The 17,238-nt window shown below is 67.1% G+C and carries 16 protein-coding genes; 6 read left to right on the top strand and 10 right to left on the bottom strand.

What is annotated here, in order from left to right; all coding sequences use genetic code 11:
• Window positions 1–34: 34 nt before the first annotated feature.
• From O1Q03_RS38530 to O1Q03_RS38510, 5 genes are all read right to left on the bottom strand, one after another.
• A complete protein-coding gene (locus O1Q03_RS38530; protein ID WP_269511058.1) occupies window positions 35–2,158 on the bottom strand; it encodes a site-specific recombinase in 2,124 nt (707 codons plus the stop codon).
• 538 nt (window positions 2,159–2,696) lie between these two features.
• A complete protein-coding gene (locus tag O1Q03_RS38525; RefSeq protein WP_269511056.1) occupies window positions 2,697–3,413 on the bottom strand; it encodes a PqiC family protein in 717 nt (238 codons plus the stop codon).
• Window positions 3,410–5,029: a PqiB family protein gene (locus O1Q03_RS38520; RefSeq protein WP_269511054.1), complete on the bottom strand. Its 1,620-nt coding sequence runs from the start codon at window positions 5,027–5,029 to the stop codon at window positions 3,410–3,412. The genes O1Q03_RS38525 and O1Q03_RS38520 overlap by 4 nt, the downstream gene beginning before the upstream one ends.
• Window positions 5,022–5,651 carry a paraquat-inducible protein A gene (locus O1Q03_RS38515; protein WP_269511052.1) on the bottom strand — a complete coding sequence of 210 codons (630 nt, stop codon included), beginning with the start codon at window positions 5,649–5,651 and terminating at the stop codon, window positions 5,022–5,024. Before O1Q03_RS38515 ends, O1Q03_RS38520 begins: the two co-directional genes overlap by 8 nt.
• A complete protein-coding gene (locus O1Q03_RS38510; RefSeq protein WP_269511049.1) occupies window positions 5,648–6,340 on the bottom strand; it encodes a paraquat-inducible protein A in 693 nt (230 codons plus the stop codon). The genes O1Q03_RS38515 and O1Q03_RS38510 overlap by 4 nt, the downstream gene beginning before the upstream one ends.
• Before the next feature lie 258 nt (window positions 6,341–6,598).
• On the opposite strand from O1Q03_RS38510, the gene O1Q03_RS38505 reads away from it, so the two are divergent.
• The 5 genes from O1Q03_RS38505 to O1Q03_RS38485 all read left to right on the top strand — a co-directional run bounded on the left by O1Q03_RS38505 (window position 6,599) and on the right by O1Q03_RS38485 (window position 10,515).
• Window positions 6,599–7,159, top strand: a complete 561-nt coding sequence (locus O1Q03_RS38505; RefSeq protein WP_269511046.1) for a cytochrome b — start codon at window positions 6,599–6,601, stop codon at window positions 7,157–7,159.
• 8 nt (window positions 7,160–7,167) lie between these two features.
• Window positions 7,168–7,728, top strand: a complete 561-nt coding sequence (locus tag O1Q03_RS38500) for a YceI family protein (RefSeq protein ID WP_269511043.1) — start codon at window positions 7,168–7,170, stop codon at window positions 7,726–7,728.
• A 63-nt stretch (window positions 7,729–7,791) separates the two neighbouring features.
• Window positions 7,792–8,373 (top strand): YceI family protein, encoded by a 582-nt coding sequence (locus tag O1Q03_RS38495; protein WP_269511040.1) that lies wholly within the window; start codon window positions 7,792–7,794, stop codon window positions 8,371–8,373.
• 197 nt (window positions 8,374–8,570) lie between these two features.
• Window positions 8,571–9,848, top strand: a complete 1,278-nt coding sequence (locus O1Q03_RS38490; protein WP_269511037.1) for an MFS transporter — start codon at window positions 8,571–8,573, stop codon at window positions 9,846–9,848.
• A gap of 271 nt (window positions 9,849–10,119) precedes the next feature.
• A complete protein-coding gene (locus O1Q03_RS38485) occupies window positions 10,120–10,515 on the top strand; it encodes a hypothetical protein (RefSeq protein ID WP_269511034.1) in 396 nt (131 codons plus the stop codon).
• 219 nt (window positions 10,516–10,734) lie between these two features.
• On the opposite strand, the gene secF is transcribed toward O1Q03_RS38485, so the two are convergent.
• The 5 genes from secF to queA form a co-directional block, all read right to left on the bottom strand.
• A complete protein-coding gene (gene secF / locus O1Q03_RS38480) occupies window positions 10,735–11,685 on the bottom strand; it encodes a protein translocase subunit SecF (RefSeq protein WP_269511031.1) in 951 nt (316 codons plus the stop codon).
• 18 nt (window positions 11,686–11,703) lie between these two features.
• A complete protein-coding gene (secD, locus tag O1Q03_RS38475) occupies window positions 11,704–13,725 on the bottom strand; it encodes a protein translocase subunit SecD (RefSeq protein WP_269511028.1) in 2,022 nt (673 codons plus the stop codon).
• 106 nt (window positions 13,726–13,831) lie between these two features.
• Complete coding sequence (gene yajC / locus O1Q03_RS38470) at window positions 13,832–14,155, bottom strand: preprotein translocase subunit YajC (protein ID WP_269511025.1); 324 nt, start codon at window positions 14,153–14,155, stop codon at window positions 13,832–13,834.
• A 239-nt stretch (window positions 14,156–14,394) separates the two neighbouring features.
• Entirely contained in the window at window positions 14,395–15,582 is a 1,188-nt protein-coding gene (gene tgt, locus O1Q03_RS38465) for a tRNA guanosine(34) transglycosylase Tgt (RefSeq protein ID WP_269511021.1), read from the bottom strand.
• Window positions 15,583–15,808: 226 nt separating this feature from the next.
• The gene (gene queA / locus O1Q03_RS38460; RefSeq protein ID WP_269511017.1) at window positions 15,809–16,876 is read right to left on the bottom strand and encodes a tRNA preQ1(34) S-adenosylmethionine ribosyltransferase-isomerase QueA; all 1,068 of its coding nucleotides are present in this window, start codon (window positions 16,874–16,876) and stop codon (window positions 15,809–15,811) included.
• 167 nt (window positions 16,877–17,043) lie between these two features.
• Here queA and O1Q03_RS38455 point away from each other — a divergent pair.
• The coding region (locus O1Q03_RS38455) for a hypothetical protein (protein ID WP_269511014.1) at window positions 17,044–17,238 on the top strand (195 nt) is incomplete at its 3' end.

Raw genomic sequence — 17,238 nt, 5'->3', positions numbered from 1 at the left:
TGTCCGGCAGGCCGCCGCGCGGGCGTCGGGCGGCTCAGTGCGAGCCGGGCTGGCCGGCTCGCACCGCGGGGCCGCCGGCCGGCCAGAACAGCGCGGACGGCTTCGACAGCACGGTGCGGGCGATCGCGGCGACCAGCGCGCGCACCTTGGTGCGGCGCAGGCTGCGCGAGCGCACGGCCATCGTGAATGCGAGCGCGAAGCTCACGAGCACGTTGAGGATCGCCATGCTGAGCACGCCGGCGCAGGCCCACCACAGCTCGGGCGTGCTCAGCGCGTCCTTGCCGAGTACGCCGAGCGCGACGCCGATCGAGCCGGCCGACAGCGTCACGTGCCGCACTTCGAACGGGAACAGGAACACCGTGACGATCGCCGGGATCAGGCCGAGCATCAGGCCGAGGCCGACGTTCGCGACCACGCCCGCGACGTTCGAGCGGCAGAAGTGCGCGAGCCTCGCGGCGCCGGCCGCGCCGAGCGTCAGGCGCAGCCGGCGGTTGTACGCGAGCGCGTCGCCGACCCGATGCAGCACGAACCAGTTGTCGGCCCAGCCCGCGAGCAGGCTCGACGCCCACAGCAGCACGCCCGTGAGCGCCGCATAGAACGGCGTCGGGCCCACCAGCGAGAACGAGTGCAGCGTCGCGTGCGCCTTCTGCGGCGAGATCACGTTCGTGTGCAGCACGTTGCCCGCGAACAGCTGCACGAGCAGGCACACGGGCAGCACCACGAGCACGTTGCCGGAGATCGCCGCGGCCTGCGTGCGGATCAGCGCGATCACCGACGCGACGAACGCCTTCACGCCTTCCTCGTGGCCGGTGTCGTCGAGTTCGCGCGCGAGCGTCGGGGCAGTCATCGCCGGCTGCTTGGTCGCGAGCGTGAAATGCAGGAAGTGCATCAGCATGAAGCTCGCCGCATAGTTGACGCCGGCGAGCAGCCCTTCGAGCATCGACTGCAGGTGCGCGCCCGTGATCGCGAACTTCACGCACACGGTCACGACGGTGACGAGGCCGCCGCCCGCGGCCATTCGCAGCATCTTCAGATACTCGGCGCGGCCGCGGGAGATATAGTGCTCGCCGGTGTCCGCGTTGGTCTCGACGAGCTTGCGCGCGAACAGCGAGAAGTTGCTGCGCACGAGGTGCGACACGCTCTGGCTGTTCTGGTTCGCGTCGACGAGCTCGGCGGTCAGGTGCGCCATGCCGCGCAGGTCGTCGCGGGCCATCCAGGCGTTGAGCAGCATCTCGGCGCGCAGGATCCGCATGCGCATGCGCTCGACCTGGAACACGATGTCGACCGACACGCCGTTGCGGTACAGGTGCGCGAACACGTCGTCGACCGCGATCCGGCATTCGTCGAGCAGCATGCGCAGGTAGTTCACCTCGTGCAGCAGCTTGTTCGGGTCGCCGCCATCCTCGACGGCCGCGTGCGCGGTCTCGACCGCGAGCATCGCACGCGTGAGGCGGTAGAACGGCTGCGTTTCGAGCGGCTTGCGCGCGTCGTCGTCGGACAGGCGGCTGCGCACCGTCTGCGACAGGCCGGTCGAGCTGATCTGGCAGGTCAGGTTGTGCAGCGCGGCCAGCAGGTCGCGCGCGAACGAGCCGGGCTCGTGGCGTTCTTCGTCGGTGACGTCGAACGAGATCAGCGCCACGAGGCGGGCCAGCAGGTCGTCGGGCAGCGCGTCGATCCATTGCGCGTCTTGCGGCGTCGGGAACATCAGCGTGAACAGCGCCGTCAGTTCGCGGCGGTTCGGCGCGGGCGGGATCAGCGACGAGTCGATCCGCTCGAACAGCGCGCCGAAGAAACCGGCGTGCACCGGCATGCCGGCGTCGCACAGCAGCGAGATGCCGTCGCATTCGCGCAGCACGCCGCGCACGATGCGCGCGGCGTGCGATTTCCACGCGGGATTGCGGTCGAGCACGTGGAACAGGTAGCGCAGCCGCGCGTGCGCCGGATACGCGCGTGCGTCGACGTCGCGCTCGGCTGGCGCGTCCTGCGCGGCCTGCATCGCACCGCTGCGGCGCAGCCAGTGCGCGAGCTCGATCAGCCATTCGCTGCGCTCGGCGTACGACGCATCCGCGTCGGCGTGCGCGAGCAGCGCGTCGAGCTGGTGGCCCGCATTGCGCGACGCGCGCCACTTCTTGATCAGGGTCGTCAGGGAACGAAACATAAACGGAATAGCGAAAGCCCTGGACGGGCGGGTTCGGGATGCCGGCCGGGAATGCGGCGCGGCGCCGGGGAGAACGGATGAGGCTGGTCGGGTTGCCGGGGCGATGCGCGGCGACCCGCGATGCGGCTGCCCCGATGCGGTGCACGCGGACCCGCGTGCGAGCCACGGGAGACCCGACGATCGGGCCGGACGCGGCCCGATTGCCGCTGGCTGACGCGAACGACGGACGGGCGGCGCGAGCCTGAAAGTGCGTAGGATCGTCAATCGGGCACGAAAACGCAAGCCGACCGCGTTGCGTGGCGCCGGTTCCGGCGGATTTTGACAAACAATGCAAAGCGGCCGTTCGGCCGATGCGTGCGCGTCGACGCCGGTCGGATCGACGGGTGCCGCGCGCTCGCGGGTGCGGCCGCGCGCGGATGCCGATCGGCGCCGATCGATGCCGACGCGTGCTATCGAGCGCGCGACACGGACAAACGCGCGGCAAACGCGCGGCAAACGCGCGGCAAACGCATCGCACGTTCGCCCGTGCGGCTCGCGCTTACGCGCCGGACTTCCCCGTCGCGTCCGCGTTGCCGCCGGCCGTCGGGTTGGCCGGGCACGGCACGACGGGGGCGGTCGCCGCCGTGCTGCCGGAGGCGGTCGTCGTACCGCCCCGTGCCGCCATTGCGCGCACGCCGGCCGCGGCCTGCGATGCGATCACGTCGAGCGCGCGCCGGTGGCCGGCGACAAGCGCGTCGTAACCGCCGGCGACGCGTTCCGCGACGCTCGTGCGGCACGTCATCACCGCCTGCGTGGCGAGCGAACGCACGCTCCACACCGCATCGATCGCCGCCCGCTTGCCGGGCCACGACTCGAAGCGCTGCACGTTCACGCTGATCCGATAGACGGGCACGCCGGGCGGATACGCGGAGTTCGCGACGTCGATCGTGCCGAGCTGCGCAGCGAGATCGTCGGACAGCGCGCGGCGGATCTCGTCGGCGGGCGGCGCGGCCCAGCGCTCCTGTTCGAGCACGTCGACCTGCGCGGCGTTCTTCTGCACGACGAGCTGGTTCTTCGCGACCTGTTCGGGCACGCCGACGGCCGGCACCTCGATCAGGTACGCCGGATTGGCGGGCGCGGTGCGCACGGGCGCCGCGGCGTCGGCGGGGCTCAGCGTATAGAACCGCGCGGGCGGCGAGCTGCAGGCGGCGAGCGCGAGCGCGGCGCAGATTGCCGCCGCGCCGCTCGCGAGCGCGTTCACGCGTGTCGTCGTCATTGTTGATCTCCTGGCTTGCCCTTGAGCAGCGATTCGGGATGGCGCTCCAGATAGTCGGCGAGCGCGTTCAGCGATTGCAGCGTGCGCGTGAGCTCCTTCAGCGCGCCGCGCACGTCGGACTGCAGCGGCGAATCCTGCTGCAGCGTCGCCTGGGCGGACGAGAAGGTCTGCTTCGCGGCCGACAGCGTGTCGCGCGCTTCCGGCGCGACCTGCGTGTCGAGCTGCTTGAACAGCTTGTCGGCGTTCGACAGCGCGCTGTTCAGGTTCGCGCCGATCTGGTCGAACGGCACCTTGTCGAGCTTCTTCGCGATGTCGGCGACCTGCAGCTGCAGCTCGTCGAGCGTGTTCGGCACGGTCGGCAGCTCGAGCGGCTGGCGCGCCGCGTCGATCTTCACGGGCGGCGCCTTCGGGAAGAAGTCGAGCGCGACGTACAACTGGCTCGTCAGCAGGTTGCCGGTGCGCAGCTGGCCGCGCAGCCCGTGCTGGACGAGCCGCTCGACGATCTCGCGGCGGGCCGGTTCGCCCTTGCTCTCGATCGTTTCGCGGAAGCGTCGGCCGAGCCGCTCCGGATACACGTTCATCGTGACCGGCATCAGGAAGTTCTTCGTCTTCGGATCGTAGTCGATCCCGATGTTCGTGACTTCGCCGAGCACGATGCCGCGGAAGTCGACCGGCGCACCGACGCCCAGCCCGCGCAGCGACTGGTTGAAGTTCATCACGACCTGCAGCGGATGGCCGTCCGGGTCGCGCATCGCATCGGCCTCGTCGGAGCCGAGGCGGAACGTCGTGTTGTTCGGCGCGGTCGCGCCGGTGTCCTGGTTCGGCGGCGTCTGGAATGCGATGCCGCCGAGGATCACCGTCGCGAGCGACTGCGTGTTCAGTTTCAGCCCGCTCGAATCGAGCCGCAGGTCGACGCCGCTCGCCTGCCACCAGCGCGAGTTCACGCCGACGTACTGGTCGTACGGCGCGTTGACGAACACGTTGAACGTGACGCCCGTGCCGTCCTTGTCGAGCGAGAAGCCGACCACCTGGCCGACCGGCACGCGGCGGTAGTAGATCGGCGAGCCGATGTCGACCGAGCCCAGTGAATCGCCGCGCAGCACGTACTGCGTGCCCTTCTGGTCGCCCGTGACGGCCGGCGGCGACTCGAGGCCGATGAAGTCGGTCTGCGAGTCCTGCCCGTGGCCGGCGTCGACGCCGATGTAGGCGCCCGACAGCAGCGTGCCGAGCCCCGACACGCCGGTCGCGCCGACGCGCGGACGCACGATCCAGAAACGCGAACCCTTGACCGCGAAGTCCTCGGCTTCCTTCTTCAGCTGCACCTGGACGAGCACGCGCGACAGGTCTTTCGACAGCTTGGTCGACTTGACCGTGCCGATCTCGACGTCCTTGTACTTGACCTGCGTCTTGCCCGGCTCGAGGCCTTCCGCACTGTGGAAGCTGATCGAGATTTCCGGGCCGCGCTCGCGCACGGACTTGATCACGAGGCCGATGCCGATCAGCGCGGCGATCAGCGGCACGAGCCAGACGAGCGACGGCAGCCAGCCGCTTTTCGTCGAGATCATCGGGTCGGGCGGCCGGGACGCGTCGTTCTGCGGGCCTTGCGGACTATTCATGGTGTTTCCCTGAAGTTTCGACTGGATCCCAGATCAGGCGGGGATCGAACTGCATCGACGCGAGCATCGTCAGGATCACGACCGAGCCGAACGCGAGCGCGCCGGGGCCGGCCGTGATGACGGCGAGCGAACGGAAATGGACGAGCGCGACGGTGAGCGTCACGACGAAGATGTCGAGCATCGACCAGCGGCCGATACGCTCGACGATCCGGTACAGGCGCGTGCGCTGCAGCGGTCGCCATGCGGTACGCCGCTGCGCGCTGATCGCGAGGATCGTCAGCACGCCGAGCTTGAGCATCGGCACGAGAATGCTGGCGACGAACACGACGACGGCGAGCGGCCAGTCGCCGGACGTCCAGAAATAGATGACGCCGCTCATGATCGTGTCCTGCTGCGAGCCGACGATCGACGATGTGCGCATGATCGGCAGCAGGTTCGCCGGAATGTAGAGGATCGCGGCCGCGAGCAGCAGCGCCCAGGTGCGCATGATGCTGTTCGGCGTGCGCAGGTGCAGCGCGCTGCCGCAGCGCGCGCAATGTGCGTGCGGCTGGTCGATCGTCTGCACGAGCCCGCACGCGTGGCAGCTGGCGTAGCCCGCGCGGGCGGCGGTGGGCATCGTCATCGGCGGGGCGCGTCCGGCAGCGGCGCGGCATCGTCCGGTGCAGCGGGTGCGGTGGGCGCAGCGGGTGCGGCAGGCGGGCGGCCGGCGCGCAGGTCGTCGGCGATGTCCCACAGCGTGCGCGGATCGAACATCAGCACGACGGCGGTCATCAGCGTGAGCGCGCCGAACGCGAACAGCGCCGCGTCCGGCACGACGCGCGCGAGGCTCACCATCTTCACGATCGTGACGACGATGCCGAGCATGAACACCTCGATCATGCCCCACGGCCGCACGAGCTGGATCGTGCGCAGCACGAGGTTCAGGCCGGGCGGCACGACGCCGCGCCGTATCGGCAGCAGTACGTAGAGCAGCGCAGCCATCTCGACGAGCGGAAACAGCACGGTCGCGCAGAACACCATCACGCCGACGATCTCCATGCCCTGATGCCACAGTGCGTCGATCGCGCCGATCAGCGTGGTCTGCACGCGCGTGCCGTTCAGGTCCATTTCCAGGATCGGGAACGTCTGCGCGATGACGAACGTGACGAGCGCGGCCACCGCGAGTGCCGTGATGCGCTCGATCTGCGTGGTGCTGTTGCGATAGAGCAGCGCGTCGCAGCGCGGGCAGCGCGCGATCTCGCGGCCGCTGAGGCGCGGTTTATGCAACAGTGCGTCGCATTCGTGACAGGCAATCAGGTCGTATCGTTGCATGGGAAAAGCGGTTGTGCGACGGGTGGGAACGCGCGTCGACGGGGCCGGAACCCGCGCCAATCTTACCAAAACGCCTTTTTCGGCGTGTCAACGTTCGGCTATCGGGTGACCGGTCGGTAACATGGCGCGAACATGGCAGCGTGCTGACATGCCCGTCCTCGGAGTCCGCGCCGTTCAAAAGGTTGCGGTAGCATGGCGCCCTTGACAAGCGTCGGCGCGTGTTCTGGCGCAGCCGTTCGCTCAACTGAGGAATCCATGATGGCATCGAAACCGCTGTCGGCCCGGCCGACACGTTATACGCAGACCGCGATCGCGCTGCACTGGCTGATCGCGCTGCTGATCGTCTGCGGCTTCGCGCTCGGCTGGGTGATGACCGACATCCCCGGCTTCACGCCGACGAAGCTGAAGTACTTCTCGTGGCACAAGTGGATCGGCGTGACGGTGTTCGCGCTGGCCGTCGTGCGCGTGCTGTGGCGCGCGACGCACGCGGCGCCGCCGCTGCCGGGCAATACGCCGGCGTGGCAACGCGCGGCGTCGCACGGCGCCCACATGCTGCTGTACGTGCTGATGCTCGTGATTCCGGTCACCGGCTACCTGTACAGCTCGGCGGCGAACATCCCGGTCGTCTACCTCGGCATCGTGCCGCTGCCGCGCCTGATCGATCCCGATCCGGTGCTGAAGGAAACCTTCAAGACGCTTCACGTGTTTTTGAATTACATTTTGCTTGCGCTCGTGTCGCTGCACCTGCTCGCGGCGATCAAGCACCAGGTGTTGGACCGCGACGGCCTGCTGTCGCGAATGCTTCCCTTTGCCAAATGAAGGATCTCATGAAAGTGTCTTTCTCCCGCTCCATGCTGACCGCATTCGCCGCGGTGTCACTTGTCGCGTCGGCCGCGGCGCACGCCGACGTCGATCTCGCGAAGAGCAAGGTGTCCGCCGTGTCGAAGCAGATGAACGTGCCGACCGAAGGCGCGTTCAGGAAGTTCTCCGCGCAGGTGAAGTTCGACCCGGCCAAGGCCGCCCAGGGCAGCGCGCAGATGACGATCGACGTGGCCAGCTACGACCTCGGCGACAAGATGTACAACGACCAGGTCGCGGGCAAGGACTGGTTCGACGCGAAGACGTATCCGCAGGCCATCTTCACGTCGTCGGCGATCGCGCCGGCCGGCGGCAACAAGTACAACGTGACCGGCAAGCTGACGATCAAGGGCAAGGCCGAGACCGTCACGGTGCCCGTCACCGTCACGCAGAACGGCGCGACGCAGACCTTCGACGGCGTGCTGCCGATCAGGCGTTCGACGTTCAACGTCGGCACCGGCGAGTGGAAGGACACGTCGATCGTCGCGGACGAAGTGCAGATCAAGTTCCATCTCGTCGCCACGAAGTAAGCGACGGGTGTCGCATGACCCGAATGCCGCGCGAGGGCGCGGCACCGTTCCAAGGAGAAAGAGTTGAAAAAGCATCTGATCATCGCCGCGGGCGCACTGGCTGCTTCGCTGTCGTTCTCGGCCTTCGCCGATACCGCGACGTACCAGTTCGATCCGAGCCACACGTACCCGAGCTTCGAGGCCGACCACTTCGGCGGCCTGTCGGTCTGGCGCGGCAAGTTCGACAAGTCGAGCGGCACCGTGACGCTCGACCGCGCGGCGAAGACCGGCACGGTGGAAGTGACGACCGACATCGCGTCGATCCACACCGGCAGCGCGAAGCTCGACGAGCACCTGCAGACCGCCGAGTTCTTCGATGCGGCGAAGTTCCCGCAGGCGAACTACAAGGGCACGATCAAGTTCGACGGCGACAAGCCGGTGGCGGTGGTCGGCAACCTGACGATGCACGGCGTCACGAAGCCGCTGACGCTGAAGATCGATGCGCTCAAGTGCATGCCGCATCCGATGCTCAAGCGTGAAGTGTGCGGCGTCGACGCGGTCGGCGAATTCAGCCGCGACGATTTCGGCCTCGACTACGGCAAGCAGTACGGCTTCAAGATGCAGACGAAGCTGCTGATCACGGCCGAAGCGGTCAAGCAGCAGTAACGCACACGGCCCGGCCGGCCGTTGCGTTGCTGCTTCGGTTCGCCGGCCCGTTGCGTGCCAGCCGCCGCGCTCCCTTGCAGGGGGGCGCGGCGGTTTTCTTTTGCGCGCCTATAATCGTCGGCACAGTTCGCGGCGCGGCAATGGGCGCGTCGCACGGAACGAACAACGTACAACTTACAACGACTAGGAGATCGCCGATGCACGCCGTCACGCAATCCAGCTCCATTGCCGCATCGCCGCGCGTGTGGCGCGCGGTGGTCGCCGCGTCGATCGGCAACGCGCTCGAGTGGTTTGATCTCGTCGTCTACGGCTTCTTCGCGGTCACGATCTCGAAGCTGTTCTTCCCGTCCGGCAACGACACCGTGTCGCTGCTGCTCACGCTCGGCACGTTCGGCGTGTCGTTCTTCATGCGGCCGCTCGGCGCGATCGTGCTCGGCGCGTACGCCGACCGCGCGGGCCGCAAGGCCGCGCTCACGCTGTCGATCCTGCTGATGATGGCCGGCACGCTCGTCATCGCGGTGCTGCCGACCTACGGGACGATCGGCGTCGCGGCGCCGCTGATCCTCGTCGCCGCGCGGCTGATGCAGGGCTTCTCGGCCGGCGGCGAGTTCGGCAGCGCGACCGCGTTCCTCGCCGAGCACGTACCGGGCCGGCGCGGCTTCTTCGCGAGCTGGCAGGTCGCGAGCCAGGGGCTCACGACGCTGCTCGCGGCCGGCTTCGGCACCGTGCTGAACGCGCAGCTCACGGCCGATCAGATGGCCGCGTGGGGCTGGCGCGTGCCGTTCTTCTTCGGGCTGCTGCTCGGGCCGGTCGCATACTACATCCGCTCGAAGGTCGACGAGACGCCCGAATTCCTCGCGGCCGACAGTACCGCGAGCCCGTTGCGCGACACGTTCGCGTCGCACAAGGCGCGGCTCGTCGCCGCGATGGGCGTGGTGGTGCTCGGCACCGTCGCGACCTATCTCGTGCTGTTCATGCCGACCTACGGCGTGAAGCAGCTCGGCCTCGCGCCGTCCGCCGCGTTCGCGGCGATTCTCGTCGTCGGCGTGATCCAGATGGTGTTCGCGCCGCTCGTCGGCCACTGGTCGGACCGCTACGGCCGCGTGCGCGTGATGATCGCGCCGGCCGTCGGCATCCTCGTGCTGATCTATCCGGCGTTCGCGTATCTCGTCGCGCATCCGGGCTTCGGCACGCTGATCGCGCTGCAGGTGCTGCTCGCGTTCCTGATGACCGGCTATTTCGCGGCGCTGCCCGGCTTGTTGTCCGAGGTATTTCCGGTGCAGACGCGCACGACCGGGATGTCGCTCGCCTATAACGTCGCGGTGACGATCTTCGGCGGCTTCGGGCCGTTCATCATCGCGTGGCTGATCCGCGCGACCGGGATGAAGACCGCGCCGAGCTTCTACCTGATGTTCGCGGCCGTGCTGAGCCTCGCCGCGCTGGTGGTGTTGCGGCGGCGGTTCGGGTTCCGGTGAAGCGCCGGTGACGCGGGCGATGCGGTACTGCGGAAGTCATGCAAAAGCTCAATCCTGCTGCGCATATATTCAGAACCGACCAGACATTGAAATATCGAAAGGCATCGTTGGGGAAAGTTATCGCTGGCTGGAAAATAACCACAACGTCGAGCATTGCAACAAGCTATAACGTTGGCGATCCAATGTATGCCAAGAAGCTCGACTATGCGTTGGCTCTGATCCGGAACGGAGAAACAGCGATATGCGGGTACTAGTGGTCTTGGTGCTGTGTATGTCCGTCGGAACCTTGTCAAGTGCGGTGGCCGCTGCCGACGGCGCTTTTACAGGCGCCTTCCAAGGAACTGGTAGAGCCTGTTCCGGTGCGCTCCATGTGCGCGCCAAGACAATCGAGTGGAATTCAACGTACAGCATCTGCAAGTCGTCACCTTACGAAGTGCTGGAGAAAAAAATCGATGGCGATCGCGAGCGAATGGTCTTTCGTTTGAAAAATCCCAGTAGTCGATGCCGTTATTCCGTCGTCGAAGTTGAGCGAGCAAGCGGCTACAACTGGAATGTGAGCGGCTACCAGTCTTTGGAAGGATTTCAGAAAAGGGATTTTCCGGAATGGAGCAATTCGCCATTACCAGAAAGGCAAATATTGTCGTGCTTGATGACCGGGCCGGATTGAGTTGGAATCTGGAGTCGTCTAGATGGGTCAGCCTTCCGGCTCGCAGACCGGCTTCGCCGGCATCAACCATGGGGGGCAGCGGAGGCAACGGGCGGCGCGGGCACGGTTTGCGCGCGGGCAGTCGATGCGCATGCAACGAATGCGGCCGCGGCGCCCGCATGAAAAAAGGCCGGCCCACGAGGGGCCGGCCTTTGCGTATCCGTCGAAACGGCGCGGCGCTTAAACCTGCGCGCCCGCGTTCGGATCGTCCGGATCGTGCGCGGTCTTCTTGTCCTTCAGAAGATCTTCGCGCTTGATGCCGAGCCACATCGCGAGCGAGCCCGCGACGAACACCGACGAGTAGATACCGAACATGATGCCGACCGTCAGCGCGAGCGCGAAGTAGTGCAGCGTCGGGCCGCCGAAGAAGAACATCGACAGCACCATCATTTCCGTCGACGTGTGCGTGATGATCGTACGCGACATCGTGGTCGTGATCGCGTGGTTGATCACTTCCTGCACGCTCATCTTGCGTTCACGGCGGAACGTTTCGCGGATCCGGTCGAAGATGACGACCGACTCGTTGACCGAGTAGCCGAGCACCGCGAGCACCGCCGCGAGCACCGCCAGCGAGAACTCCCACTGGAAGAACGCGAAGAAGCCGAGAATGATCACGACGTCGTGCAGGTTGGCGATCACGCCGGCGACCGCGTACTTCCATTCGAAGCGGAACGACAGGTAGATCACGATGCCGATCACGACGCACGCGAGCGCGAGCAGGCCGTCGGTCGCGAGCTCCCGGCCGACCTGCGGGCCGACGAATTCGACGCGCTGCAGCGTGACGTCCGGGGTCTGCGCCTTCAGTGCGCCCATCACCTGGTCGCTCTGCTGCGCGGACGTGAGGCCCTGCTTCAGCTGCAGGCGGATCAGCACGTTGCGCGACGTGCCGAAGCTCTGCACCTGCGCATCGGCGTAGCCGAGCTTGCCGAGCGTATCGCGCACGGGTTCGAGCTGCGCGGCCTGCGGATACTGCACCTCGATCACCGTACCACCGGTGAATTCGACGGACAGATGCAGCCCGCGGTGGAACAGGAAGAACACGGCGGCGAGGAACGTGACCAGCGAGATCACGTTGAACACCAGCGCGTGCCGCATGAACGGAATGTCTTTACGGATGCGGAAAAATTCCATGGCTTCGTCTCCGGGGCCTTATTGGGTCGAGCCCGGTTTCTTCGGCGACACGCCCTGCTGCGCGCGATTGCGCAGCTGCGGCTTGCCGGCGCGCGGCGCGTTGCCCTTCGCGGGCGCGGCGAGCTTCGCGGCGCGTGCCGTGTCGGTCGATTCGTCCGCCGCGGCGAACGACGCGCCGGCCGTGGCGCCTTCCGGCTTCCACACCTGGCCGATCGCGAGCGACTTCAGCTTCTTGCGGCCGCCGTACCAGAGGTTGACGATCCCGCGCGAGAAGAACACGGCGGAGAACATCGACGTCAGGATGCCGAGGCAGTGCACGATCGCGAACGCGCGAACCGGGCCCGAGCCGAACGCGAGCAGCGCGAGGCCGGCGATCAGCGTCGTGACGTTCGAGTCGAGAATCGTCGCCCACGCATGCGCGTAGCCGGCCTGGATCGCGAGCTGCGGCGGCTGGCCGGCGCGCAGTTCTTCACGCACGCGCTCGTTGATCAGCACGTTCGAGTCGATCGCCATGCCGAGCGCGAGCGCGATGGCCGCGATACCGGGCAGCGTCAGCGTGGCCTGCATCAGCGACAGCACCGCGACGAGCAGCAGCAGGTTCACCGACAGGCCGATCACCGAGATGACGCCGAACAGCATGTAGTACGCGATCATGAACACGGCGATCGCGCAGAAACCCCAGATCACCGAGTGGACGCCCATCTTGATGTTGTCCGCGCCGAGGCTCGGGCCGATCGTGCGTTCCTCGATGATGTCCATCGGGGCGGCGAGCGAACCGGCGCGCAGCAGCAGCGCGAGGTCGGCCGCGGCCTGCGGCGTCGGCTGGCCGGTGATCTGGAAGCGGTCGCCGAGCTCCGACTGGATCGTCGCGACCGTCAGCACTTCGCCCTTGCCCTTCTCGAACAGCACCATCGCCATCGGCTTGCCGATGTTGTCGCGCGACACCGAGCGCACCGCGCGGCCACCGGCCGAGTCGAGGCGGATGTTGACCGACGGACGCTGATGTTCGTCGAAGCCGGCCGACGCATCGATGATGCGGTCGCCGGTGAAGATCACGTCCTTCCTCAGCAGCACGGGCGCCTGGTTGCCCTGCGTGAACAGCTCGTCGCCCGGCGGCACCGGGTCGTTCGGGTTCGGGTGCGTGTTGAGCGGGTCGGCGAGGCGCGCTTCGAGCGTTGCCGTGCGGCCGATGATGTCCTTCGCCTTCGCGGTGTCCTGCACGCCCGGCAGTTCGACGACGATACGGTCGCTGCCTTGCTGCTGCAGGATCGGCTCGGACACGCCGAGTTCGTTCACGCGGTTGTGGAGCGTCGTCAGGTTCTGCTTGAGCGCGGCGTCCTCGACGGCCTTCTGCACGGCCGGCGTGAACGTGCCGACGACTTGCATGCCGCCGCCGCCGGGCTGCGTCGCCCATTGGAGTTCGGTGACCGATGCGGCGAGCACCTTGCGGGCGTCTTCCGCCGTTTGCGGGTCGCTGAAGTTCACGACGACGGACTGATCGACGCGGCTCACGCCGCCGTCGCGGATGTTCTTGTCACGCAGCAGCGTGCGGGCGTCGGACGCGTCGGAGTCGAGCTTCTTCGTGAGCGCGCCCGTCATGTCGACCTGGAGCAGGAAGTGCACACCGCCGCGCAGGTCGAGGCCGAGATACATCGGCAGCGCGTGCAGTGCGGTCAGCCAGCGCGGCGACGCGCTCTGCAGGTTCAGTGCGACGACGTACTGCGGATCGTTCGGGTCGGCGTTCAGCGACTTCTGCAGCAGATCCTTGACGCGCATCTGCGTATCGGTGTCCTTCACGCGCACGCGGATGTTCGCGTTGGACGCGGTGTTCTCGAACGTGACGTCGTCCGGCTTGATCTGCGCGGACGCGAGCGCGGATTCGACCTGGGTCAGCGTGGTCGAGTCGAGCTTGACCGTGGCCTTGCCGCTCGACACCTGCACCGCCGGCGCTTCGCCGAAGAAGTTGGGCAATGTGTACAGAAAGCCGATGGCGAGCGCCACGACCATCACGACATATTTCCAGAGTGGATAACGATTCATGAGGGGGCCGAACGGGTGGTTGGCGTGAAAGCGTCGCGTCCGGCGCCGCGACGGCCTGCTCTCTCAGGCAGGCACGGCGCGGGGAGCCGGACGCTCGGTGAAAGCCTTACAGCGACTTGATCGTGCCCTTCGGCAGAATGGTCGTGACAGCAGCCTTCTGCACGGTGATTTCGGTGCCTTGGGCGATTTCGACGCCGATGTAGCCTTCGCTGACCTTCGTCACCTTGCCGACGAGGCCGCCGCTCGTGACGACTTCGTCGCCCTTCGCCATGGCCGCGAGCATGTTGCGGTGTTCCTTCTGGCGCTTCATCTGCGGGCGGATCATGATGAAGTACAGCACCGCGAACATCAGGATGAGCGGCAGGAAGCTCATCAGGCTCGATTCGGCGCCACCGGCACCCTGCGCGAAGGCATTGGAAATGAACGGCACGTTGGTCTCTCCGTAGGGGAAGATCGAAAAATAAGCCGGTTATTCTACCACCGGCCCCATGTGCAAACGGCGCGGCAAATGCGCTTTCGGATCAAGCTGTTAAAGCGCGAACCGGCACCGCTGCGATGGGTTTGGAAAGGCGATTGTAATATTTGGCGGTCGTGGCCAGCGCATCGACCGCGTTATTTAGTACGTGTCCTATGGGGCGACCGCCGTGCGCGGCGCGGGCAGCCGGCCCGTCAGTCGACCCCTCTGGCCCGATCCTCCGCGAAGCGCTGCCGGAATGCGTCGAACGTATGCGTTTCGATCGCGTCGCGAATCTCGCTCATCAGCTGCAGGTAGTAGTGCAGGTTGTGGATCGTGTTGAGCTGCGCGCCCAGGATCTCGCCCACACGATGCAGGTGGTGCAGGTAGCCGCGCGAGAAGTTCTGGCACGTGTAGCACGAGCACGTGGAATCGAGCGGCTTCAGCGAGTTCTTGTGCGTCGCGTTGCGGATCTTCACGTCGCCGAAGCGCGTGAAGAGCCAGCCGTTGCGCGCGTTGCGGGTCGGCATCACGCAGTCGAACATGTCGATGCCGTTCGCGACGCCTTCGACCAGATCCTCCGGCGTGCCGACGCCCATCAGGTAGTGCGGCTTGTTGGCCGGCAGCTTCGGGCCGACGTGGCGCAGCACGCGCATCATGTCTTCCTTCGGCTCGCCCACCGACAGCCCGCCGATCGCGAGGCCGTGGAAACCGAGTTCCGCGAGGCCCGCGAGCGATTCGTCGCGCAGGTCCTCGAACATCCCGCCCTGGACGATCCCGAACAGTGCATTCGGGTTGCCGAGCCGGTCGAACTCGTCGAGCGAGCGCTTCGCCCAGCGCAGCGACATGCGCATCGAGTCGGCCGCTTCCTTGTGCGTCGTCGGCACGCCGTTGGTCGCGTACGGCGTGCATTCGTCGAACTGCATCACGATGTCGGAATTCAGCACCTTCTGGATCTGCATCGACACTTCCGGCGACAGGAACAGCTTGTCGCCGTTGATCGGCGACGCGAACGTGACGCCGTCCTCGGTGATCTTGCGCAGGTCGCCGAGCGAGAAGACCTGGAAGCCGCCCGAATCGGTCAGGATCGGCTTGTTCCAGCCCATGAAGCCGTGCAGGCCGCCGTGCGCGTCGATCGTGTCGAGGCCCGGGCGCAGCCACAGGTGGAACGTGTTGCCGAGAATGATCTGGGCCTTGATCTCGTGCAGCTCGCGCGGCTGAATCGCCTTCACGGTGCCGTACGTGCCGACCGGCATGAAGATCGGCGTTTCGACCACGCCGTGGTTGAGCTTCACGCGGCCGCGGCGCGCGTGGCCGTCGGTCGTCAGCAGTTCGAATTCGAGCCCGTTCGCCGGGCGGTCCTGCACGGGGGCGTGCGTATCGTGGGATGAACCTTCGGTCATCGTGTTGTGCTCCTTGCTACCGGGCTGCTTTGCATGGGACCAGAGTAACCGCTAAAGCGCTAACTCTGGATCGCAAGTCCGGCGCATGTTGGAAACGCCGCCGGGAAACCGGCAGCGGGGAAAGCGGGTGCGCGCAAAAACGTCGCCCGCACAACGGGAAAACGGGCCTGCGATCAATGGTGGGCGCGCGGTGCGTGGCGCGCGCACCCGCCGCGCCCGCTGTGCTTTACGCGCCCGGCGCCTCCGGCGTGTCACGCCGCGTGAGCAGCATCGCGTCGCCGTAGCTGAAGAAGCGGTAGCGCTCATCGATCGCGTGCCGGTACGCGGCGCGGATCGTCTCGACGCCCGCGAACGCGGACACCAGCATCAGCAGCGTCGACTTCGGCAGGTGGAAGTTCGTGACGAGCCGGTCGACCACGCGGAAACGGTAGCCGGGCGTGATGAAGATGTCGGTCTCGGCCTGCGTCGCCGCGAGCGGGCGGCCCGCTTCGTCGGCGGCGCGCGCGGCGGCTTCGAGCGCGCGCATCGACGTCGTGCCGACCGCGATCACGTTGCCGCCGCGCGCGCGGGTCGCGGCGATCTTGTCGACCAGCGACTGCGGCAGGTCGTACCACTCGCTGTGCATCTTGTGCTCGGCGATGTTCTCGACGCGCACCGGCTGGAACGTGCCCGCGCCGACGTGCAGCGTGAGCGTCGCGCGCTCGACGCCCATCGCGTCGAGCTTCTGCAGCAGCGGCTGGTCGAAATGGAGCCCGGCCGTGGGCGCGGCGACCGCGCCCGGGTTGCTCGCATAGACCGTCTGGTAGCGCGTCTCGTCGGTCGCGTCGGCATCGTGCTCGATGTACGGCGGCAGCGGCAGGCGGCCGTGCTGCTCGATCAGGTCGAGGCACGGCGCGGGGAAGTGCAGCGTGAAGAACGGCTCGACGCGCTCGCCAACCGTCACGTCGAACGCATCGGCCAGGCGCAGCGTCGTGCCGGCGCCGGGCGACTTGCTCGCGCGGATCTGCGCGAGCGCCGTGTGCGTGCCGGTCACGCGCTCGATCAGCACCTCGATCTTGCCGCCGCTGGCCTTCTGGCCGAAGAAGCGGGCCTTCAGCACTTTGGTATCGTTGAACACGAGCAGGTCGCCGGGCGCGATGCACGACGGCAGCTCGGCGAAACGGCGGTCGACGAGGCGTGCGGGCTCGAGGGTGCGATCCACCTCGAGCAGGCGGCTCGCGGTGCGATCGGGCAGCGCGGTTTGCGCAATCAGCTCGGGCGGCAGATTGAAATCGAAATCGGAAAGCGTGAACATGCGGGCTGGTTCGAAACGGCCGGCGGGCGCCGCCGACAGGGCGGAAACGCGTAAATGGGGCGCGCGAGCCGCTATGATGGCGGGATGCGCGGCCTGGCCGGCGTCGTTGGTTCGGACGACGTGAAAGCCGCTATTGTACTTGCCTTGCGAAGCACCCAGACGATCCGATGCCTGTGTCACCACGCCGTTCCATTGCCGCCGTTGCCGATTCCGCCGATCCGTTCGACGCGGAGGATGCCGCGCTACCCGCGCGAAGCGCGGGGGAGCGCGGCTCCGCGGAGCGTGCGGAGCCGCGCAGTGCCGCACCGCGTCGTGCCGCCCCGAAGCGCGGCGCCGACGGGCGGCTCGCGCAGCCGGCCGCC

Origin of the sequence: Burkholderia sp. IMCC1007 (assembly GCF_027257875.1) — a bacterium.
Lineage (GTDB): Bacteria > Pseudomonadota > Gammaproteobacteria > Burkholderiales > Burkholderiaceae > Burkholderia.
The sequence above is the reverse complement of the archived record's forward strand: the minus strand, read 5'-3'. Positions and strand labels throughout refer to the sequence as shown.